Source organism: Serratia entomophila, from assembly GCF_021462285.1.
GTDB lineage: Bacteria > Pseudomonadota > Gammaproteobacteria > Enterobacterales > Enterobacteriaceae > Serratia > Serratia entomophila.
Map to the genome: position 1 here is coordinate 1,436,006 of NZ_CP082787.1, position 20,928 is coordinate 1,456,933.

Genomic DNA, 20,928 nt, shown 5'->3' on the forward strand with positions numbered 1-20,928 from the left:
CTCATGTCGCCGCACCATAGGTATTTATTGTTTGGCAGTAACCGTAATCACCCTGCGGCGATTGGGCGCAGGCGGCGATAAAGGTCGCCTGGAAGGGCATATTGCGCTTTTCCGTCCTGGCGTAAAAAACATTCGTTCGCGCGCTATCGCAGTCGATGCCCTCGCGGCTGAGATCCTTTCTGGCGTATTCAATCAGCTCAGTCTTCGAATACAGATAGTGCGACCCCAGCGTGAAAACCTCGCACTGGTTCTGCTGATAGAGGTATTGAGCATCAACGTCGCCGAAGCCGTGCCGCTGACTCTGCAGCACTGTCCAGGTAAAAACGATGCCGCCAAGATAAATCATCACTATCAGCCCGGTAAGCATGGTCCTTTTATTACGCTGAACGGGGCGTTTATCCAGTATGTTTATAAGGGCATCGCACTGAGGGACGGCGATATTGTCAGCATCGGGTGAGGGGAGAAAGGTTTCAATATTTGCGTCAAGAATAAATCCTACTTTGGGTAGGGTAGTAATGATATGCGAACCGGGCTCCAGCGCCTCTATCGCTTTTCTAATCTCACTAATGCAGCCGTTCAGGTTATTATTTGAACCATTAAAACCGTAATCCTCCCATACATGCTTAACCAAATGCTGGCGGGTTATCGTTTCTTTATTATTCTTTACCAATTCCAGCAATAAACGCGTGGCCGGATTGGACAATGTTAACGATAAATCCTTTTCATTCAGTATGTAGAGCATTTTTTCGGTGGGAGAAAATACAATAGACTGATTAATGATATACGGCATGATTACATTTCGACCCTTTTAAATACAGTGTTGTCCCCTTTCTGGGCTATGAATCTATACATTCTTTTTTAATCGTCAAGGGTGATTTTTTATTTTCACCTGGTGAAATTAATTTCCGTACCTTATTTTTAGTTTTAATGCATATTCCCTTTATCCTAATAAATTAATTTTAGATTAATTAACCTGTTTTTTTATTATTTGTAGCATAAAAAACTGTGTTTTTGCTTATTTTAAATACAAATTTTTTTAAATGGCGCCTTTATCTATCATGTGGGTTATACGCCGCCTGGCTTTTCGGCCGTGGCGGCCCGGTTCAGGCGCGAATATTGCCGCATCGCTAGCTTATTGGAGGTGAAAATGCATGCTGTTTTCCTTATTGCCGGAGTGTTATTGCTGCTGAGCGTCGTTGTTCCTCCCGCGCTGAAGCTTGCCGAGGGGAATATGCAGTTCAGCGATTTAAAGGCGATGAGCACCTGTAATTCGCACCTTAAGTAATAAACGACCGCGCCGGCGGCAGGGGTAAATACCGGGGGATTGACGTGCTTCTGGAAACCTCATCGGGTGGTAATGAGTTAAATTTCACCAACGCAATGCGGGGATGAGTTATGCGCATAAAAAGCTGGTTTTTTATTCGCTATAAAAGGATTTTCCTGGAAGCTGCTCAATCAGTAGGGCTAATGATGGCGATGATTTTAGTCTTAGTTTTCTTATCTGTGCTTATTTTCGTGTTGCTTAACAAAGGAATTGATTGTTTTTCCGGCGGTCGTTTTTAAGCGATTAACCGGGTGAACATGTCGGTTTGGTATCTACAGGGATTTGTCGCGGTATTATTTTTCACAGGTTAATGAATCGATGAAATACGTTGCTCTATCCGGGGATAGTTACATTATTTTCCAGTTGCCGACGATGTTGGGCGGCCTGTTTGCTTTGGGGCTGATATTGGCGGTGGTGGTGTTATTTGCGCGCCGGTATCCATTGTGCTGCGCATTGATGCTGATAATAGCCGGCATCAGTTGCTGTATTGCCCTGTTGGCGGATGAATTGAACATCGTCATGCGTAATCCGCATTCGGCGCCCGTTAGCAGCCTGCGTTTTAGCCTGCCGGTTGCCATGGCGTTTGCCGGCGGCTCGGCCAGATGTCATCTCGGGGGGGAGGGAAAGTTCGCATGACAAACATGATAGGGATCGCGTTCCTCGACAAGGATCGCTTTTTTGCCGACGGCTGTTGCCAGGTTCTGGATGAATACTTCCGGCAACGCGGCGTTCAGGTGAATTTCACGCAGGGCATGGACGCCGACCTGATCTTTAAGGCCGTGGCTAAAGGGGACATGGCGTGTTTTTGCCATCCGCCGAATTCCCCCTGCGGGCTGTATGTGTCTATCCGCGATGACCGGGATAAGCACACCGCGCCTTCATTTGCTTGCCTGAGAGAGGCGGGGAAAATCTATCGTAATGAAAGCCGGCAGGCGCTGATAGAAACGGTCGATGGCGTTATGCGGGCCAGAAATGGCCTGGTAAGGCGAAACTCTTGTTGCAGCTGGTGCAAACCGTTAAAGCTGACGCAGCAAGAAAAAGCCGTCATGCGTTACCTGAGCTGGGAGATGACGCCGACCGCGATTGCCCGACGTCTGAATGTCAGTTTGAAAACGGTAAGCACGCACAAGCGGGCGGTGATGAAGAAGATGAACTTTCATCGGGATGCAGAGCTTTACCGATGGCTACGGGGGGAAGGGTTGACGCAGCGAAGCATAACGGCGTAGGCAGGCGGCAAGCTCCGGGCCGGCAGGCCCGGAAGGGGATTAGCGCGGGGGAAGGCTTTCGGCCAGGAACGCCAGCAGGGTTTCGGTGACGGCCTGCGGGTTTTCCTTATTGCTGATATGCCCGGCATGGGGGATCAGCACATGGCTGCAACCGAGGATCTGCGCCATGCGCTCGCCTTCCGCCGGCGGGCGCGGCTTGTCTTGCTCGCCGGTGATGACGATGGCGGCGGCGGTAATTTTCTCCAGCAGCGCCAGCTTGTCTGGACGACCGAAGATCATTTTGCCCAGTGGCACTACGCTGTCGCGCAGCGTCTGCGCGGGGATAGTTTCCAAATGCGCGATCAGCGGCTGCATCAGCGAGTCAGGGGCGTTATCGGAGTAAAACTGCGCGGCGACGTACTCGAGGATCGGCGAGGCGATAACCCCGGCCTGTTCGACGGCGGCCAACATGCCGAAATAACGCTGACGCGCTTCTTCTGTTTCGTCGCCCAGGTAGCTGTCCATCAGCGCCAGCAGCTTAACCCGTTCCGGCGCCATCGCCGCCAGCTCCGCTCCCCACATGCCGCCGACGGACAAACCTATAACGCCGAACTCTTTGATGCCGAGCCGATCCATTAAATTGAGATGATCGTTGGCGATGTCGGACAGGCTGGAGTGTGAGGCGGGCAGCGCCGGAGAATCGCCGTGCCCCCAGAGATCGGGGACGATCACGCGATAGTGTTTCGCCAGCGCCACCAACTGGGGCGTCCACATATGTCGATCGAATAAATAGCTGTGGCCAAGTAATAATGGGAAACCTGAACCGACGTCCAGGTAGGTGAGGTGTTTATCCATAGTGTGCATACAAGGTTCCTTTTTTGTGCAGAATCTGCCCCCCGCTTATATCATGCCGGTATTCAATGAACGGTATTAATTTACATTAAATTACCTGACCGATATCTTATTTTTTATTATTAAAATAATGTTAAATGAAGAATAATCTGGCCGTTTCCTATTGATTGATTTATGCTGTCGCGCTATTAACCAACGGTAATTAACCAGGGAGTGGCGATGAAAAGGCTTTTCAGGCTATTAATTATTTTGCTTGTTATCTTGCTTTTGGCGGTAGCGCTGTGGTTCTTCTTCGGGCGCGGTAACCCTAATGCGTTATGGCAGATAGTCAGCCAGCAGTGCGTGCCCAACCAGCAGCAGAATCAGGATCCCAAACCCTGCATAAAGGTTGATTTAACCGAGGGTTATGTGCTGTTTAAGGACGCCAAAGGCCCGTATCACGATTTGGTGATGCCGACCGAGAAAGTCAGCGGCATCGAGAGCCCGGCATTGCAAAGCGAAAGCGCGCCGCCCTATTTTCATCAAGCCTGGACCAACCGCGATCATATATCCAGCGAAACAGGCAAGCCGCTAAAAGATCCTTTCTTATCGTTGGCGATAAATTCGAAATATGGCCGTTCTCAAAATCAATTGCATATTCATATCGCCTGCCTGCGCCAGGATGTTTATAACAGCCTGGCGGAGCAGGAGGATAACATTGGCCAACGCTGGCAACCGCTGGCTGAAAAACTGGTTGGCCACCAATATTTGGCCCGAAAATTAGCCGGTAGCGATTTGATTAAAGAAGATCCTTTCCGCCTGCTGCAGGAATACGTTGCTGAGCAGAATGACAGCATCGCCAATTACGGGCTGGCGTTGGCGATAACCGCAAAGGGGGAGAGGGTGCTGTTGGCCAACCGCGTGAAACTGACCGACCTGAATCTGGGGTCCGCCGGCGAGATCCAGGACTACCAGTGCGCGCTTGCCGGTAACTGAATGACGGGGCCTGCCGCTTGGTAGCCTCGGCAGGCGCCGGGCAAGTTACAGCTTTTTCAGCAGCTGCAACAGCTGTTCTTCGCTTTTGTCCGCCAGCCCGTCGATGGCCAGCTTGATGATGTCGGAACGGGTGATGCGCACGATGCCGTTGCGCGCCGCCTGTACTATCACTTCGTCGATGGCCTCGACGTGGTTGTCGGTCAGGCTCACCGAGATGGCCTTATAGGTGCGTTTGCGGCCGGCCGGCTTGGCTTCGGGCGCCGGGGTTGGGGGCACCAGGGTATGCGAGGTGGCGCTGTTGATGAACTCGTCTTCCGACATGCGGTGGCTTGGCGTGCGTTTTTTCACAAGATCACCTCCTTCACCAGGCTTTCGATTTCCGCCTGCGCTTTTTCGTTATGCGCTTCGTGCACCGTGATGGCCTCACCCCAGGCGTCGCGATAAATTTTGCGGTCGCACAGGCGGTTGCTGACCAGCGTGAACTCCGGGTATTCGCTCAGCACCTGGGCCGCTTCGTTGGCTTCGTTGATGAAGATATTGGTCGGGCACATGTTCAGCACAATATAGCCTTTCACCTTTTCGTTGTATTCCTGCGCGGTGGAGAACATTTCCGACAGGTAGCCGATGGTATCGAGATCCATCTGCGAAGGGCGAAGCGGGGAGAGAAACAGATCGGCGGCCAGCAGGCCCGAGCGCAACTCGGCGCTGTCGCGGCCGGCGGTATCGACAATCACATAGTCGTAGTGGCGGTCCAGCTCCAGCAGGGTTTCCTTGATTTTTCCAGAGGCGGCGACCACCGGGATGTGCGGCAGGCCATCGACGTTCTGGCGATCGTTGTACCAGGTCATGATTGATTTCTGGTCGTCGGCGTCGACGATAATCGCCGTTTTGCCCTGTTTGAGGATCAGATACCCGGCGATATTCACCGCTTTTGTCGACTTCCCGACGCCGCCTTTCTGCGAGCCAATCAAAACAATCATGCTGCCATCTCTCAAGTTGATAAGCAGGTAACTTATTAAGTTAATGTGCTTATTAGGTTGATAATTAAACAGGTTAACAAGAACAACTCGTGCACAATATGCACCAACGGCGGTAGCTTGCCAAGCCAGTTTGTTATTAACTGCGCAGCTTATTTTGCTGGCAACTTAGTAAGCGGGTAAGTAGGAATTCTCTGGGAAGTGGCGGTTTTTGCGGGGGTTTTAAATTAATAGCTTAATAACTTGATCGGTTATTAAGCTATTAAAATGGATGAGACAGGCCGAGATTACTTCTTCATCATCGCTTTTAAATTGGCGAACGGGTTGTGGGTGGCGACGCCGACGTCCTTCTGCGCATCTTCGCCCGCCACCACCGTTGAGCCGTACTGGTCGGCTTCGGTGTACTTGGAATGTTCATGATCGTGGCAGTAAAGGCACAGCATTTCCCAGTTGCTGCCGTCCTCCGGGTTGTTGCTGTGGTCATGGTCGATGTGGTGCACCGTCAGTTCGCGCAGGTTGGAATAGACGAACTCGCGCGAGCAGCGCCCGCAGACCCAGGGGAAAATTTTCAGCGCTTTTTCGCGGTAGCCGGTTTCCAGCTTTGCGTAATTTTTGGGGATATAGGCCATGGTGGTTGTCCGCAGGGTAGTCAGAGTATTGCCACGGATAATATCACAGCCCAGCGGGTTGCGGCGTGCGGCGCATCACCCTCGCCGGCTCATTGTTTGAAGGTCTCTACCGCCCAGTCGATAAACGCCCGCAGCTTGCCGCTCAGGTGGCGGTTGGAGGGATACACCACGTACATCTGCTCCGGCGGCGGCTGCCAGTCGTGCAATACGTTGACCAGTTCGCCGTTGTCGAGATGCGGCTGCGCCATAAAGCGGAAGGTCTGGATAAGGCCCAGCCCGGCGAGGCCCGCCGCCAGCAGCGCATTGCCTTCGTTGACGCTGACCGGGTAGCGATGCTGGATGTCTATCTCCTTGCCGCGGTCGACAAAATGCAGCGGTTGGATGCGATCGTTAAGCGCATGGCGGTAGTGCGCCAGCGGATAACCCTGTTCCAAATCGCACGGATGCTGCGGCGTGCCGTAGCGTTTGAAGTAGGCCGGGGTGGCGCAGGTCACCCAGTCCAGTTCGAACAGCCGGCGGGCGATCAGGCTGGAGTCGGCCAGCGGGCCGCTGCGCATCACGCAGTCGGCGCTGTCATTGATCAGATCGATAATGCGGTCGCCAACGCCCAGATCGATCTGGATCTGCGGGTAGCGCTCGATAAAGCCCGGCAGCGCCGGCAGCAGCAACTGCCGGGCGGTCGAACCGCCGACATCGATGCGCAGCACCCCCTGCGGCGCGTTTTGCGATTCGGTCAGGCAGCCTTCCATCTGCTCCAGCTCCGCCAGCCACTTCACCGTGCGCTGGTAGTAGCATTCGCCCTCGGCGGTGACCGACACGCTGCGGGTGGTGCGCTGGAACAGCTTGGTCTGCAGGTGATCCTCCAGGTTCTGGATCAGCTTGGTGACGGTGGCCTTCGGCATGCGCAGTGAATCGGCGGCGCGGGTGAAGCCGCCGGTTTCCACGACGCGGTTGAACACTCTGATGGCGAGTAAATGATGGTCCATAGGCTCCCGGCGCCAAATCCCGGCCGGGGCCGGGATCTGTTTCTGCTGATAAATAATGATTAAGACTGTTTAGCGCCAATCATGCCGGAGCGCAAGCTCAGGCCGAACACCAGCGCGGCGGAGAGGGTCAGCGCGCCGCCGAACAGCATGGCGCTGCTGACGCCCTGCCAGTCGACCACTTCGCCGCCCAGCAGCGCGCCGGAGGCGAGGGCAATCTGGATCACGCACACCAGCAGGGCCTGACCGGCCTCCGGCGCCTGCGGCACCGCGGCGAACATCCAGTTGGTGGCGCAGACCGGCACCGCGCCGAAGGCCAGGCCCCAGACCACCACCATCAGCGTCGCGCCGGCGATGCCGCTGAGGAACGGCGAGACGATCAAAATGCCCGCCAGCATGACGGCGATCAGGATAAAGGTCGCGCGCAGGCTGCGTTCGGCCAGCCGTTCGCCGAGGAAGGTGCCGAGCAGGCCGATGGCGCCGTAGGCCAGCAGCTGCAGCGTAATGGCCGAAGGGCTGAGCACGAACACCTGCTGCAGCAGCGGCCGCAGGTAGGTATAGGCGGCGAAGTGGCCGATAAACAACAAGACGATGGCGATGAGGCCGATGCGCGCCATCGGCAGGCGCAGCGGCAGCAGCAGATCGCGCGGCGTTACCGGGCGGCTCGGCGGCACCGAGGTCAGCAACCGCAGCTGCGCCAGCAGCACGCCGACGGCCAGGACTGCGCTGCCGAAGAAGGCGGCGCGCCAGCCGAACAGATCGCCAATCAGCGCCCCGGCCGGCACCCCGCATACCGCCCCGACCGAAATGCCGCTGAGGATCAGCGCGGTGGCGCGGCCCTGGCTGGCTTCCGGCACCAGATGGCGGCCGTAGTTGGCGGCGAACGACCAAAAACCGCCGACGCAGATGCCCAGCAATACCCGGCCCAGCAGCATCATCGGGAAGTTGACCGCCAGCGCCGAGACCAGGTTGGAGACCATCAGCAGCAGCGACAGCCCCAGCATCAACAGGCGGCGGTCCAGCCGGCCCGAAGCCAGGCTCAACACCGGCGCCGCCACCGCCGCGACGATGCCGGGCATGGTGACCATCAGCCCGGCGGTGCCGGTGCTGATGCCCAACGAAGGCGCGATGTTGGTCAGCAGGCCGATCGGCAGAAACTCGGTAGTGACCATGACAAAGCAGGCGACGGTCAGCGAGAAGATCGCCAGCCAGGGTGATGATGCAGGTTTATCTTTATTATTCAGCATAGTGCCGCCCGTTTCGGAAAAGTGCGAAACCCGCGCGCTGGGCACGGAGTGACAGAGATCACAATTTACGCAGGCCAGGACGGCGGATAAATCCGTTTGCGGTGGTTACACTGTTTCTGAGCAGGAATAATCACCTGCGGCAAGCGAATACGCGGCGCCGCCGCGTATTCGGGAGAAAAGAATTAATTGGCATAAGCTTATGCGTCATACCGGGAAGCTACAGGCCCGGCGCCTTCCACAGCGAAGTGGTCAGGCCGTGATCCACCAGCGTCAGCTGGTCGGCGTAGACCTGTTGCCAGGTCTCTTTCTGCTGTTGGTATAGCGCATGGTTGGCCATGTCAGGCTGGAATTCGCGCTCCCAGCGCACCAGCCGCTCGCCGGTTTCGGCCAACGACGGGTACAGCCCGGCGCCGACCCCGGCGGCGATCGCGCAACCCAGCGCCGTGGCTTCTTTCACCACCGGCACCCGTACCCGCAGGCCGGTGACGTCGCTAAGGATCTGGCTCCACAGTTTGCCCTTGGCGCCGCCGCCGGCGAACACCAGCGATTGCGCCTGCACGCCGGAGAAGCGGGCAATTTGCTCCAGGTTGCAGGCGGAGACGATGGCGGCGTTTTCTTCCAGCGCGCGGAACAGGGTCTGCTTATTGCAGCGCTCCGGGTCGATCGACATGTTGATAAACGACGGCGCGGCGTGGTACCAGGTTTTGAAATGCATGGCGTCGGAGAATATCGGCATCACCCCATAGGCGCCCGGCGGCACTCTGGCCGCCATGTCTTCCAGCAGGCTGTAGGCGTCCACGCCTAACCGCTCAGCCAGCAGTTTTTCCTCGGCGCAGAAGGCGTCGCGGAACCAGCGCATGGTCAGGCCGGTGAAGAAGCTGATGGATTCCGCCTGCGCCATGCCCGGGATCACGTGGGGGTTGATGCGGATGTTCATTTCCGGATCGGTGGCCGGTTCCGGCAGGTTGACTATCTGCTGCCAGAAGGTGCCGCCCAGCACCGCCGTCTGCCCGGCGCGTACGATGCCCAGCCCCAAACTGCCGAGCTGCACGTCGCCGCCGCCCATTACCACCGGGGTGCCGCGCAGCAGCCCGCTCTCTTGCGCCGCCTGCTCGGTGACATGCCCCAGCACGCTGCCGGTTTCCTTCACCGGCGAGAGAATATCGGCGCGCAGGCCGGCCATGTCGAGCAGCGCCGGTCGCCAGTCGCGGCTGGCCAGGTCCAGCATGCCGGTGGTGCCGGCGTTGGAAGGATCCACCGCCAGCTCGCCGCTCAGCATGTTCGCCAGCCAGTCGCTGATCATGGTCAGCGTCGCCGCCTGGCGATAGATGTCCGGCCGATGGTGCGCCAGCCACAGCAGGCGCGGCATGGCGCTCAGCGCCAGCGTCTGGCCGGAGTATTGGTACACCTCGCGCTCGAAGTTATCGTTGTGCAGCTCTTTCAGTTCGCTGACCTCATGGCTGGCGCGCGCGTCGACGTTGGCGCAGGCCCAGATCGGCACCCCGTTGCGATCGTACAGCACGATGCCTTCGCGCATCGAGCAGCAGGCTACGGCGCGGATCGCCTGCGGCGTCAGTTTGGCGCGCTGCATGGCCTGGCGGATGCACTGGCAGGCCAACTGCCAATTGTGGTTCAGATCAAACTCCATCGAGCCGGGCACGCCCGGCACCGCCAGATGCTGCCATTCAGCCTGGCCGTGAGCTATCTGGTTGCCCGCCAGATCGAAGATTACCGCGCGAATGCTGCCCGTGCCGGCGTCCAGCGCCATCAAATAGTTATCCATCTCTCACACTCTCAGGGGTTCGGATCTTAACTATAGATGTCAGCGCATCGGGATGGGGGGAGCAGGGTGGCGGATGCCGGCGCGATCTGTGAGCTGGCCGGCAAAATTGCCGCTGCGGGGAGTCAAACGGCGGGAATAAACCTATGGTTTAGGGTGCGCAGATTAAACAAGGAGCAGTGTCATGCACGTCACTTTGGTAGAAATTAACGTTAAGCAGGACAAGATCGACGAGTTTATCCAGGTATTCCGCGCCAACCATCTGGGGGCGATCGAAGAGCCGGGCAACCTGCGCTTCGATGTGCTGCAGGATGAGCAGGTGCCGACGCGCTTTTATATCTACGAGGCATACCGCGACGAACAGGCGGTGGCGGCGCATAAAAAGACCGCGCACTACCTGCAGTGTGTGGAAAAGCTGGAGGCGTTGATGACCGGGCCGCGCAAGAAAACCACCTTTATCGGCCTGATGCCGGAATAGGCGACACCCGCAGTTACGCACTGACAGGGCAATTTCGTTCAATACTTTGTCGGCGCCAATCCGCAATCTGGCACCTGTGGATCTTTTCTCAAGGTGCCGTAATGAATATCTATCTCTCCATGGCCGCGTTTGCGCTGGCGGCCTCCATTACTCCCGGGCCGGTGAACATCGTCGCATTGAGCGCCGGCGCGCAGTTCGGTTTCAGCGCCACGCAACGCCATGTCTTTGGCGCCACGCTGGGCTTCACCCTGCTGCTGGTCCTGCTGGGATTGGGGCTGCATCAGCTGCTGTCGCAATGGCCGGCGCTGACCCGCATCATCCAATGGTGCGGGGTGGCTTTTCTGCTGTTTATGGCTTATCGGCTGGCGTTTGACGAGGGCCGCCTGGGCGGCGACGGCAAGGCCCGGGCGCCTTCCGGCTGGCACGGCGCGCTGATGCAGTGGCTCAATCCCAAAGCCTGGCTGGCGTCGGTGGCCAGCCTCGGCGCCTTCGTCGGCGATGGCGATATCCGGCTGCTGTGGCAGTTCGCCGCCCTCTATTTCGTGATTTGCTACGCCTCGGTGGCCTGCTGGGCCTGGGCCGGCGCGGCGCTGCGCGGCATGTTGCAGCACGCGCGCAATCTGCGGCGCTTCAACCGCCTGATGGCGCTGCTGTTGGCGGCCAGCGCCTGTTACCTGCTGGCGGAGGGCTTTTGATACTGACCGGGCGTCGCGGCCAACAGCAGTTTGAAGGTGCGCTGAAAGTGCGCCTGATCGGCAAAACCGCTTTCGCTGGCGGCGACGGCGATGGGATAACCGCGCCTGAGCAGCCGGTGGCCATATTGAATGCGGCGGTTGACCAGGTAGGCGTGCGGCGTCATGCCGTAACGCTGCCTGAAGGCGCGGATCAGATAGGAAGGAGACAGGGCGGCGGCGCGGCAGATGTCCTCCAGCATCAACGGCTGGGTGCAATGCGCGCTGATATAGGCCGCCGCGGCCTCCAGCCGGGGATGGTCACGGGTATCGCCCGGGCCGGCGCCGCCCAATTTCCGCTGCAGCGCGCTGAAATACTCCACCAGAGCAATGTGTTTTTCCAACCGGGCGCGCTGCGGATCGATCAATAACGCATACAGCTGATTCAGCCCAACGAACAGCGCCGCATCGCGGCTGAGCGCCTGAGTGAACGGGATAAATCGATCGCCGCCGCCGCCGGCCAGCTCTTGCTGCAGCGCGCCCAGCCAGGCGAGATCGATATAAAACATGATGTACGACCAACGTTGGTCGGCAATCGGATTGCAGGCGTGCGCCTGCTGCGGGTTGATTATCACCACATCGCCGCTGCTGACCTGCAGGCGCCGCTCACCGTTGAGATAGGTGCTGGTGCCGCCGGTAATGGCGCCAATCGAAAAGAACTCGTGGCTGTGCAGGGCGTAGCATACCCGGCGGCCATCGCCGATGGCGCGCGCTTCGACAAACGGCAGCTGCGGGTCGCGCCAGAACTGCGGGGTAATTTCCGTCACGCGGTTTCCTTCTCAATGCCGTTGGGTCAGAGTGTTATAGCCTAAAACCGGCCGTGGAGGAAAATGCGCATGATGATTTTTAACCGGTTCGGTCGCTGGGGGATGTTCAGGGGGAAATAGCCCGGTCGACCGACCGGGCCGGGTTAATCTTCTTCGTTGCGCGCCATCAGCTGGCGCTGGTGCTCTTCGCTGGCGGCCTGGATCTCTTCCAGCACCGAGCCCACGTCGGCGCGCTTGGTGCTTTCAACGAAGGTGCCGCTGAGCGCGCTTTCCGGCGTCAGGTTGCCTTCCTGGTACAGCGCCCAGATTTCCTTCGCATACTTGCTGGCGAGCAGCTCCGGCGCATATTGGCCGTAATACTGCGACATATTGTTGATATCGCGTTCGAACATGCTTTTGGCGTGGTTGTTGGCGGCGGCGTCCACCACCTGCGGCAGATCGATGATCACCGGCCCGTCTTTATCCATCAGCACGTTGAACTCCGACAGGTCGCCGTGCACCAGCCCGGCGCACAGCATGCGCACCGCGTAGTTCATCATCAGCGCGTGATCGGCCCGCGCCTGTTCCGGCGTCAGGGTGACATCGCTCAGGCGCGGCGCCACCAGCCCTTCTTCGTCGGTGATAAGTTCCATCAGCAGCACGCCGTCCAGGCAGATATCCGGCTGCGGCACCCGCACCCCGGCCCTGGCCAGCAGATAGAGCGCGTCCACCTCGGTGTTTTGCCAGGCTTCTTCCTGCTGCTGGCGGCCGAATTTGGAGCCTTTGCTCATGGCGCGCGCGTCGCGGCTGTTGCGCACCTTGCGGCCTTCCTGGTAATGCACGGCCTGCTTGAAGTTACGTTTGTCTGCTTCTTTATACACTTTGGCGCAGCGGATCTCTTCACCGCAGCGCACGATAAATACGTCGGCTTCTTTGCCACTTTTTAAACGGCGGATGACGTCGTCGATTAAACCATCATCTACCAATGGCTGGAGTCGTTTTGGAATTTTCATGCAGCCTTGTACCCTATTTAGGCTCCGCTGTGAATGGTTTGCGCTGTTGTTAGCGTAATTTAGACCAGAAAGGCAAAAATTAGTTTTGCCGCCGTCACGTCTGTCCGCCGTGACGGCGAAACCGCTACAGATTTTCCGCCAATACCCACAGGCTGACGCTGCCGCCGTTCACCGGGAAGCGGGCGTTGCCTTGCTCATCGGCGGTGACCTCATCCTGACGATTGCCGAGGAAATCGCGCCAGACGCTGTGCGCCAGCTCGGCGCCGAGCGGCACCGCTTTAGCGCTTTCCGCACCGTTGGTCAGCACCGCCACGCAGCCCGGCGCTTCGGCGGTGCCGCTGCGGCGAAAGGCCACGCAGTGCCGGTCGTCGAAGTAGTCGGTCTGTACGCCGTTGGCGAAGCGCTGGCGCGCCTGGATCAGCTTTTCCAGCTCCGGAATAACCGGCATGTCAATCCGGTATTCGCCGCCGTCGCTGCCTTTATCGGTATAGCCGGCGCCGTACAGATCGGGGTAAAACACGCAGGGCACGCCCTGCTCGCGCAGCAGGATCAGCGCGTAGGCCAGCGGTTTGAACCAGGGCTCCACCGGTGCCTCCAGCGACTGCAGCGGCTGAGTGTCGTGGTTGGCCACCAGGGTGACCGCGTGCGCCGGATCGGCGGCGGTCAGGGTATCGGTGAATATCTGCGCCATGTCGAAGCCGTCGCCCTGCTTCGACGCCAGGTGAAACTTCAGGTGCAGCGCCACGTCGAACAGCATCACTTTGCCCTCCACCAGCTCGAGGTATTGTTGCAGCGACGCCACATCGTGCGACCAGTATTCGGCGACGATAAACAAATCGCGCTGCGCGCTGTCGCGCACGTGATCCGCCCATTCCTTGAAGAACCAGGCCGGGATATGCTTGGCGGCGTCCAGGCGGAAGCCGTCGCACGGCAGGGTTTCCATCAGCCAGCGCGCCCAGTACTTCAATTCCTCTACCACGGCGGCGTTGCGGAATTCGACGTCGGCGCCCATCAGATAATCGAAGTTGCCCTTCTCGTCGTCGACCTGATCGTTCCAGCCCTCGTCGCCGTAGTCATTGGCGATTTTGAACACCCCTTTGTCATCCGGCTGTTCAACGTAGTCGACGCCGCTGAAGCATTTATAGTCCCAGATGAATTTGGAGTGGGCGCCCTGGCGGCCGGGGAAGGTGAAACGGGTATAGGCCAGCGCGTCGAAGCCCTGGTCATCGATATCATTGCGGTTGTTGGCGTCCACCTTATACAGGTGAACCCGCTCTTTTTCGTCGGCGCCAATCTTGTGGTTGAACACCACGTCGTAAATCACCCGCATGCCGTTATCGCGCAGCGCAGCGGCGGCGCGGGCCAGCGCCTCTTTATCGCCGTACTTGGTGGCGCGGCTGCCTTTTTGGTCGAACTCGCCCAAATCGAACAGATCGTAGGTGTCGTAGCCGACGGAATAACCGCCGGATGCACCCTTATAGGCGGGGGGCAGCCACAGATCGGTAATGCCCAGCCCGGCAAGGTGCGGCGCGCGTTCCGCGGCCTCTTGCCAAAGCTTCCCGCCATCGGGGTAGTACCAATGGAAAAATTGCAGCAGCGTGGTTTTTTGGGTCATGAGCCAGCATCCCGGTTAGCCAAAAAGAGGTGAGTTTTTTCCGCGTTCGTTTAAAGCATGGGCTACTTTTGGCAAAAGGGGAAAGGGGGCGGGAGCGATGAACGCAGCGGGGAAGAATATGTAACCGTCGTTGACCGAATAACAGCATTGTTGTCGATATCAACTTTGCATTTTTTATATTTTAATTTATAGGGATAGCGTTAACTACCTCATATTCTCTATCTTTTTTGACTAAGGTATGCGAAATTATATTCTATACAGTACATTGTTATTGGAATTTAATTCTGTTAAATATTAATAATGCATTATTTAATTTCTATCAATGAAATATTTAGACATATCTGTTGAGGCGGTGGAACCTTCAGCCGGCGCTGATTATGCGTTATTGTGATGACGAAATTAGGTAACACTATCAACAAATTCCACGGCATAACGGAGAATAACGCAGTGAACATCAGGGATTTCAGAGCATTATCGCGCAGTTTAGTCAGAGAGTTCGGCATGTTGAACAAACAGAGCAACGGCTCGCGTTTTTCGCCGCTGCAGATCCATATGATGATCGAAACCAATCAACAGCCGTTGGGGGTTACCGAACTGGCCGGCCGCCTGTGCATCGACAAGGCCAGCGCCAGCCGGGCGTTGCGCAGCCTGGTGTCGGCCGGCGTGATAGAAACGGTGGACTACCCGAACGACAAGCGGCATAACCTGCATCAGCTGAGCAAGGCGGGGCGCAAGACGCTGGCGAGCATTGACGCCGATGCCGACGATTTCATGCAGGCGGCGCTGGCGCAGCTGGATGACGACGAGTTGGCGAGCACCACTGCGGCGCTGAAGAAAATGAGCGGGGCATTGCGCAGCGCCCGCAGGCAGCGCGATGCCGGCCTGCAGGTGCGCCCAATCGCCGCGCGGGACGACGCAGCGATGGCCGGGATTATCCGCGGCGTGTTTCGCGAATACGGCATGGACAACATGGAGGGGGTCAGCCTGCACGATCCGGATCTCGACCGGCTGACCGGCCTGTATCGCGACAGCGGCGGCAAATATTGGGTGCTGGAACAGGGCGGGCGAGTGGTGGGCGGCGTTGGCATAGCGCCGCTGGCCGGTGGCGATCCCGGCTACTGCGAGCTGCAAAAGCTGTTCTTCACCCCCGGCGTGCGCGGATTGGGCATGGCGCGTTATATGGTGGTTCAGGCGCTGAAGGCGGCGCGGGCGGCGGGTTATCGCTACTGTTATCTGGAAACCACCGAACAGCTGAAAGAAGCCATCGGCCTGTACTCTGCGCTCGGTTTTACGTTGCTGACGGAAAAGCGCGGCAATACCGGGCACCATGGCTGTAATGTTTGCATGCTGAAGAACCTGCAGCACGAGGAGAGCTGAGCGGTGCCGCGCCGCTAAGCGTTTGGTGGCAAAGGCAACGCGTAACGGGGGGATAGCGCTTTCGGCTCTGCTTATACCTGCCGTCAAACAGATTTTAGGCGGGGGAATAAAACAAAAGGCGGCTAACGCCGCCTCTTTGCACATTGCCGCTTTGGCAATTAATTGTAGATGATCGCGGTGCCGTGCAGCTTGTTGTCACCGGTAGTGGCGATAATCTGGAAGGATTTGGCGCCGGCCGCGTCCGCTTTAGCCGCCAGATGGTTTTCCAGGCTGCTCAGATCGGATGCGCCGCTGACGGTAATCACGCCGGTTTTTTGCAGATCGGCCGGTTGGCTGTTAACCAGTTCGGCCGCGAAACTGCCGAAGGAAACGGAAGCCAGTGCGATGGCGGCGATAGTCATTTTCAGGTTTTTCATGGTCTTATTTCCTATCTTATGTTCTGTACGATGTTTGTCTTGTTTGGTCGTTAATTTAATTAACGATCGATAATTTAATGTTAGGCGCCGTCTTGGCGAATTGCAACTATTTTTTTTAACGTTCGTTAATTAATTTTTTCTACGCGCTTTGCCGAGAGGGTGAATGTGCCCTGTTATGATGCGGCAAAGTTCGCTTAACGCATTGTTATTGATAGATTACGGCTGTGCCATGCAGCTGGTTGGAACCCCCGGCACCGATGATGCGGAAAGATTTGGCCCCCGCTTGATCGGCTTTCGCCGCCAGGCTGGCTTCCAAAGAGGTAAGGTCGGTGGCGCCGCTGACGCTGATCACGCCGACTTTTTGCTGACCTGCAGGCTGGCTGTTAACCAGATCGGCGGCGAAACTGCCGAAGGATGCGGTGGCAATGGCGATGGCTGCTAGAGTGATTTTTAAATTTTTCATGATGTTATATCCTATTCTAATCCGGTTTATGGCGATTTGAGTTTCTGTCGTCGATATTTCTTAACGATCGATAACTAAATGCTAATCGCTTCTCGACGGCGGCGCAATATTTTTTTATAATGATCGTTAATTTAATTTGTCAGCCCTGCTGCGGGGCGGGATAAGAGAGGGTCTATGAGCATCAATGAAGAGGTCTGCAGTAAAAAAAGCCGCGGCAGGCCGAAACAGTTTGATCGCGACCGTGCGTTGGAAAGCGCACTCGATCTGTTCTGGCGGCACGGCTATGAGTCAACCTCGTTGGCCGATCTGGTCGAGGTTACCGGCGCCAAGGCGCCCACTCTGTACGCCGAGTTCGGCAACAAGGAGGGGTTGTTCCGCGCGGCGGTAGAGCGTTATCTGCAGAAATACACCACCTGCACCAATCAGCTGTTGGAGCGGGAGCTGCCGGTGGCGGAAATCGTCGAAGCCTACGTGCGTTCTTCCGCAGAGGTATTTACCGATCCGGACACCCCGTCCGGCTGCTTTATGGTGTGCGCCTCCGCGGCGCTGTCGTCTTCCTCGGATGACGTCGCCCAAATGCTGCGCCGCAAACACCATGCGCAGGAGGCCAGCCTGAAGGCGTGTTTTGACCGCAAGGTGCAGCAGGGTGAACTGTTGGCGAAAACCGATACCGCGCTGCTGGCCAAATACATTATCTGCACCATAGAGGGGATGTCGGTGCAGGCGCGCGAAGGGGCCGGGCGAGAGGATTTGCTGCGGTTGCTGGATGCGCTGATGCTGGTGTGGCCGCGCCTCAGCCAGATTGGCAATAAGGTATAAGTAGCGGATGGGCCCGGCTTGCGCCGGGCCGTGAGGCAGGGGTTACTGGTTAACCGGGATCACCGCGCCCTGGTATTTCTCGCGAATGAAGTCCTGGATCGGCTTGGAATGCAGCACCTTCACCAGTGCGACGATCTCGGGCTTGTTCACGTCCGCCTTGTGCACGGTGATGATGTTGGCGTAGGGGTTGTTCTCGCCGCTCTCGACCGCAATCGGGTCTTTGGTGGGGTTCAGCCCGGCGTCGATGGCGTAGTTGGCGTTGATCACCACCGCGTCGCCTTCGTTGTTGTTGTACATCTGCGGCAGCAGAGCGCCTTCGACGTTAGCCTGGAACTTCAGGTGTTTCGGGTTTTCCACCACGTCGGAGATGCGCGCATCCACCTTGCTCACCCCCGGTTTCAATTTGATCACGCCTTCCTTCTCAAAAATCGACAGAATGCGGCCTTCTTCCGCCACCGCGTCGCGCATGATGATCTTGCCGTTGTCCGGCAGCTGTTTCAGGCTTTTGTACTTCTTCGAGTAAATGCCGATGGGCTCAATGTGGATGGCGCCGGCGCTGACAAAGTCATAGCTCTTGTCGTCGGCGTGATCTTTCAGCACCGAGTTCAAATAGGGCACATGCTGGAAGTAGTTGGCGTCGATGTCATGGCTGGCCAGCGCGGTGTTCGGCAGGATGTAATCCTGGAAGCGCTTGATCTCCAGGTCGATGCCTTCCTTGGCCAGGATCGGCTTGGCCTGCTCGAGAATTTCGGCGTGCGGCACGTTGGACGCGCCGACCACCAGTTTGGTTTCCGCTGCGGCGCCGAATGCGGCGAGGGCGGTGAGAGAGGCGAAAGCCAGCGTCAGAATGTGCTTTTTCATCATCATTATTCCTTGGTTGTTTTAACGTTTATCGAGCGTTGTTGTTAGGGTGTCGCCGATGAACTGGATGACGAAAACGATCGCGAGTATCGTCAGCGTCGCCACCAGCGTCACGTCACTGTGGTTGCGTTGGAAACCTTCCAAATAAGCCAGATTGCCCAGGCCGCCGGCGCCGATCACCCCGGCCATCGCGGTGTAGCTCACCAGCGCGATCAGGGTTACGGTGATGCCGGAAACCAGCGCCGGGGAAGACTCCGGCAGCAGTACGCGGAATATGATGGTGAGGGTCTTGGCGCCCATCGAGCGCGCCGCCTCAATCACCCCTTTATCCACCTCACGCAGGCCGATCTCCACCAGCCGCGCATAGAAAGGCGCGGCGCCGACGATCAGCGCCGGCAGGGCGGCGTCGGCCCCCAAAATGGTGCCGATCAGCGTCTTGGTGAATGGGATCAGCAACACGATCAGGATGATGAACGGAATGGAGCGGAATACGTTCACCACCACGGAAACCAGCGAATAGACTGCGCGGTTGTGCAGCAGCTGGCCTTTGGAGGTTAAGAACAGCAACACGCCGAGCAGGATGCCGAGCACCAGCGTGGCCAGGCCGGCGACGCCGGTCATGTACAGCGTCTCAAGGGTGGCGTCCCACAGTTGCTCCAGGCGCAGGTGGGGGAACAGTGACTCAATCATGTTTGATAACCTCGACGGCGATGTCTCTTTCTTGCAGCAGGTTCAGCATGTCGCCGAGCTGCCGTTCGCTGCCTTCGGCATGGATGTACAGCTCGCCGAAGGCGCCGTTGAGGGTATGGCTGATTTTGCCGTGCAGAATATTGATGGTCAGGTGATAACGTTGGATCACCTCGGAAATCACCGCCTGATGGGCCTGCACGCCGACGAACGTCAGCTTGAAGACCGCCCCGTTCAGGTGGGCGGTCAGCCGCGGGTTGAAGCTCTCTTCGGTGTCCTGATACTGGGAAACCTGCCTGACGAATTGCCGGGTGATCGGCTGCTGTGGCCTGGCGAATACCTCGAGCACCGGGCCTTCTTCAACGATGCGCCCGTTCTCCATCACCGCCACCCGGTGGCAAATTTTACGCACCACGTGCATTTCGTGGGTGATCAGCACGATGGTCAGGTTGAGCTGGCGGTTGATGTCCAACAGCAGATCGAGAATGGCGTCGGTGGTTTGCGGATCGAGCGCCGAGGTGGCCTCGTCGCACAGCAGCACGCCCGGATTGTTCGCCAGCGCACGGGCGATGCCGACGCGCTGTTTCTGGCCGCCGCTGAGCTGCGACGGGTAGGCGTCTTCGCGCCCCTGCAGGCCGACCAGCGCAATCAGTTCGGCCACGCGCGGTTTGATCCGTGCCTTGGGCACGCCGGCGATTTGCATGGAAAAGGCGATATTCTGGCTGACGGTGCGCGACCACAGCAGGTTGAAATGCTGAAACACCATGCTGATTTTCAGCCGCGCCTGGCGCAGTTGCTCGTTTTCGGCGTGGGCGATGTCAAAACCGTCGACCTCGATGCTGCCGCTGGTGGGGCTTTCCAGCCCGTTGAGCAGGCGGATCAGGGTGCTTTTGCCTGCGCCGCTGTAGCCGATAATGCCGTAAATCTGCCCGGCCTCGACCGCCAGGCTGACGTCATCCACCGCGACGACGCGGCCCTGTGTACTGTCAAAAGTTTTGCAAACGTTCGAAAGAACGATCATAGCGAAGCGGATCCTTATTGATACATCACAGCATTCCGCCCGGAGCGCGTAACGCCGGACTGGGTTCGGCTTCTTGAAGTGAGAGGCGGGCGGAACCTCTGTTACTGGGAAAGACAGGGCAATCCTACCGGGGGTTCTTAGATACAGGAAGAATGTAAATTCTATTACTTATTCTTATTGGCTATATTGGCGATGCGCGGAAATGCGGCGGGAAACCGGCCATTGCCTGGCCGGTGGGCGGTATGATTTAGCGCTTTTCCAATTTCATATGCAGCAGCGGGAAGGGGTTGCCCTGGCCGTCCAGAGCCGAACGGCCGACGATCTCGAAGCCGTAGTGGCGATAAAAGCCGTTGGCCTGCGGATTTTGCTCGTTCACATCCAGCAGCAGCTCGCTATGCAGCGTCTCGGCGTGCGCCAGCAGCGCTTTGCCCGCGCCTTTGCCGCGTTGATCGGCGTCGATAAACAACATCTCCACCTTGTTGCCGTCCAGGCCGATAAAGCCGCACGGATGGCCTGGCCGGTCTTCCGCCACCCACACGCTGACCGCGAGCAGGTAGTCGTTAAGCACCAGCGGAAACAGCCGGGCGATGTCGTCTTCGTTCAAAAAGTGGTGGGTGGCGCGCACCGAACGCAGCCAGATCTCCGCCAGTTGCGCGTTGTCTTCCGCCGCGCGCGCTCTGATGATAATCATTGAAATACCCGTCAGTTACTTATGCATATTCGATAAAC

Annotated in this window: 24 protein-coding genes; 7 read left to right on the plus strand and 17 right to left on the minus strand. The window is 57.8% G+C overall.

Annotated elements, in window-relative coordinates; translation table 11 throughout:
• Position 1 precedes the first annotated feature (1 nt).
• Positions 2–790 carry a winged helix-turn-helix domain-containing protein gene (locus KHA73_RS07095; RefSeq protein ID WP_234589933.1) on the minus strand — a complete coding sequence of 263 codons (789 nt, stop codon included), beginning with the start codon at positions 788–790 and terminating at the stop codon, positions 2–4.
• An 852-nt stretch (positions 791–1,642) separates the two neighbouring features.
• On the opposite strand from KHA73_RS07095, the gene KHA73_RS07100 reads away from it, so the two are divergent.
• Positions 1,643–1,960: a hypothetical protein gene (locus KHA73_RS07100; protein ID WP_234589934.1), complete on the plus strand. Its 318-nt coding sequence runs from the start codon at positions 1,643–1,645 to the stop codon at positions 1,958–1,960.
• Positions 1,957–2,550, plus strand: a complete 594-nt coding sequence (locus KHA73_RS07105) for a response regulator transcription factor (protein WP_234589935.1) — start codon at positions 1,957–1,959, stop codon at positions 2,548–2,550. The genes KHA73_RS07100 and KHA73_RS07105 overlap by 4 nt, the downstream gene beginning before the upstream one ends.
• A gap of 39 nt (positions 2,551–2,589) precedes the next feature.
• Here the strand turns inward: KHA73_RS07105 and KHA73_RS07110 are convergent, their stop codons facing one another.
• Positions 2,590–3,384, minus strand: a complete 795-nt coding sequence (locus tag KHA73_RS07110) for an alpha/beta fold hydrolase (RefSeq protein WP_234591199.1) — start codon at positions 3,382–3,384, stop codon at positions 2,590–2,592.
• A 216-nt stretch (positions 3,385–3,600) separates the two neighbouring features.
• Here KHA73_RS07110 and KHA73_RS07115 point away from each other — a divergent pair, with 216 nt between their 5' ends.
• A complete protein-coding gene (locus KHA73_RS07115) occupies positions 3,601–4,356 on the plus strand; it encodes a CDP-diacylglycerol diphosphatase (RefSeq protein WP_234589936.1) in 756 nt (251 codons plus the stop codon).
• Positions 4,357–4,401: 45 nt separating this feature from the next.
• Here KHA73_RS07115 and KHA73_RS07120 read toward each other — a convergent pair whose 3' ends face one another.
• The 6 genes from KHA73_RS07120 to lsrK form a co-directional block, all read right to left on the minus strand.
• Positions 4,402–4,704 carry a hypothetical protein gene (locus KHA73_RS07120; protein WP_234589937.1) on the minus strand — a complete coding sequence of 101 codons (303 nt, stop codon included), beginning with the start codon at positions 4,702–4,704 and terminating at the stop codon, positions 4,402–4,404.
• The gene (locus tag KHA73_RS07125; RefSeq protein WP_234589938.1) at positions 4,701–5,336 is read right to left on the minus strand and encodes an AAA family ATPase; all 636 of its coding nucleotides are present in this window, start codon (positions 5,334–5,336) and stop codon (positions 4,701–4,703) included. Before KHA73_RS07125 ends, KHA73_RS07120 begins: the two co-directional genes overlap by 4 nt.
• A gap of 284 nt (positions 5,337–5,620) precedes the next feature.
• Positions 5,621–5,962: an HNH nuclease YajD gene (gene yajD, locus KHA73_RS07130; RefSeq protein ID WP_234589939.1), complete on the minus strand. Its 342-nt coding sequence runs from the start codon at positions 5,960–5,962 to the stop codon at positions 5,621–5,623.
• Between the two features lie 89 nt (positions 5,963–6,051).
• On the minus strand, positions 6,052–6,948 hold the full coding sequence (locus KHA73_RS07135; RefSeq protein ID WP_234589941.1) for a LysR family transcriptional regulator: 897 nt from the start codon (positions 6,946–6,948) through the stop codon (positions 6,052–6,054).
• Between the two features lie 59 nt (positions 6,949–7,007).
• Positions 7,008–8,192 carry an MFS transporter gene (locus KHA73_RS07140; protein ID WP_234589942.1) on the minus strand — a complete coding sequence of 395 codons (1,185 nt, stop codon included), beginning with the start codon at positions 8,190–8,192 and terminating at the stop codon, positions 7,008–7,010.
• A gap of 217 nt (positions 8,193–8,409) precedes the next feature.
• The gene (gene lsrK / locus KHA73_RS07145; RefSeq protein ID WP_234589943.1) at positions 8,410–9,975 is read right to left on the minus strand and encodes an autoinducer-2 kinase; all 1,566 of its coding nucleotides are present in this window, start codon (positions 9,973–9,975) and stop codon (positions 8,410–8,412) included.
• 181 nt (positions 9,976–10,156) lie between these two features.
• Between lsrK and lsrG the strand changes: the two genes are divergently transcribed.
• A complete protein-coding gene (lsrG, locus tag KHA73_RS07150; RefSeq protein ID WP_234589944.1) occupies positions 10,157–10,450 on the plus strand; it encodes a (4S)-4-hydroxy-5-phosphonooxypentane-2,3-dione isomerase in 294 nt (97 codons plus the stop codon).
• Between the two features lie 101 nt (positions 10,451–10,551).
• Positions 10,552–11,145: a LysE family translocator gene (locus KHA73_RS07155; RefSeq protein WP_234589945.1), complete on the plus strand. Its 594-nt coding sequence runs from the start codon at positions 10,552–10,554 to the stop codon at positions 11,143–11,145.
• Here KHA73_RS07155 and KHA73_RS07160 read toward each other — a convergent pair.
• From KHA73_RS07160 to amyA, 3 genes are all read right to left on the minus strand, one after another.
• Entirely contained in the window at positions 11,121–11,948 is an 828-nt protein-coding gene (locus KHA73_RS07160; protein WP_234589946.1) for a helix-turn-helix transcriptional regulator, read from the minus strand. The genes KHA73_RS07155 and KHA73_RS07160 overlap by 25 nt on opposite strands.
• Positions 11,949–12,091: 143 nt before the next feature.
• A complete protein-coding gene (locus KHA73_RS07165; RefSeq protein WP_234589947.1) occupies positions 12,092–12,940 on the minus strand; it encodes a PA4780 family RIO1-like protein kinase in 849 nt (282 codons plus the stop codon).
• Between the two features lie 124 nt (positions 12,941–13,064).
• Positions 13,065–14,555 carry an alpha-amylase gene (gene amyA, locus KHA73_RS07170; RefSeq protein WP_234589948.1) on the minus strand — a complete coding sequence of 497 codons (1,491 nt, stop codon included), beginning with the start codon at positions 14,553–14,555 and terminating at the stop codon, positions 13,065–13,067.
• Between the two features lie 501 nt (positions 14,556–15,056).
• Here amyA and KHA73_RS07175 point away from each other — a divergent pair.
• A complete protein-coding gene (locus KHA73_RS07175; protein ID WP_234589949.1) occupies positions 15,057–15,932 on the plus strand; it encodes a bifunctional helix-turn-helix transcriptional regulator/GNAT family N-acetyltransferase in 876 nt (291 codons plus the stop codon).
• 158 nt (positions 15,933–16,090) lie between these two features.
• Here the strand turns inward: KHA73_RS07175 and bhsA (KHA73_RS07180) are convergent, their stop codons facing one another.
• Together bhsA (KHA73_RS07180) and bhsA (KHA73_RS07185) are read right to left on the minus strand one after the other, a co-directional pair.
• Positions 16,091–16,348, minus strand: a complete 258-nt coding sequence (gene bhsA, locus KHA73_RS07180) for a multiple stress resistance protein BhsA (protein ID WP_234589950.1) — start codon at positions 16,346–16,348, stop codon at positions 16,091–16,093.
• Between the two features lie 205 nt (positions 16,349–16,553).
• Complete coding sequence (gene bhsA, locus KHA73_RS07185) at positions 16,554–16,811, minus strand: multiple stress resistance protein BhsA (RefSeq protein ID WP_234589951.1); 258 nt, start codon at positions 16,809–16,811, stop codon at positions 16,554–16,556.
• A 174-nt stretch (positions 16,812–16,985) separates the two neighbouring features.
• On the opposite strand from bhsA (KHA73_RS07185), the gene KHA73_RS07190 reads away from it, so the two are divergent.
• Complete coding sequence (locus tag KHA73_RS07190; protein WP_234589952.1) at positions 16,986–17,630, plus strand: TetR/AcrR family transcriptional regulator; 645 nt, start codon at positions 16,986–16,988, stop codon at positions 17,628–17,630.
• A gap of 42 nt (positions 17,631–17,672) precedes the next feature.
• On the opposite strand, the gene KHA73_RS07195 is transcribed toward KHA73_RS07190, so the two are convergent.
• From KHA73_RS07195 to KHA73_RS07210, 4 genes are all read right to left on the minus strand, one after another.
• Positions 17,673–18,494, minus strand: a complete 822-nt coding sequence (locus KHA73_RS07195; RefSeq protein ID WP_380738850.1) for a MetQ/NlpA family ABC transporter substrate-binding protein — start codon at positions 18,492–18,494, stop codon at positions 17,673–17,675.
• Positions 18,495–18,512: 18 nt separating this feature from the next.
• The gene (locus KHA73_RS07200; protein ID WP_234589956.1) at positions 18,513–19,181 is read right to left on the minus strand and encodes a methionine ABC transporter permease; all 669 of its coding nucleotides are present in this window, start codon (positions 19,179–19,181) and stop codon (positions 18,513–18,515) included.
• Positions 19,174–20,199: a methionine ABC transporter ATP-binding protein gene (locus KHA73_RS07205; RefSeq protein WP_234589958.1), complete on the minus strand. Its 1,026-nt coding sequence runs from the start codon at positions 20,197–20,199 to the stop codon at positions 19,174–19,176. The genes KHA73_RS07200 and KHA73_RS07205 overlap by 8 nt, the downstream gene beginning before the upstream one ends.
• A 247-nt stretch (positions 20,200–20,446) precedes the next feature.
• Positions 20,447–20,890: an acetyltransferase gene (locus tag KHA73_RS07210; RefSeq protein WP_234589959.1), complete on the minus strand. Its 444-nt coding sequence runs from the start codon at positions 20,888–20,890 to the stop codon at positions 20,447–20,449.
• Positions 20,891–20,928 lie beyond the last annotated feature (38 nt).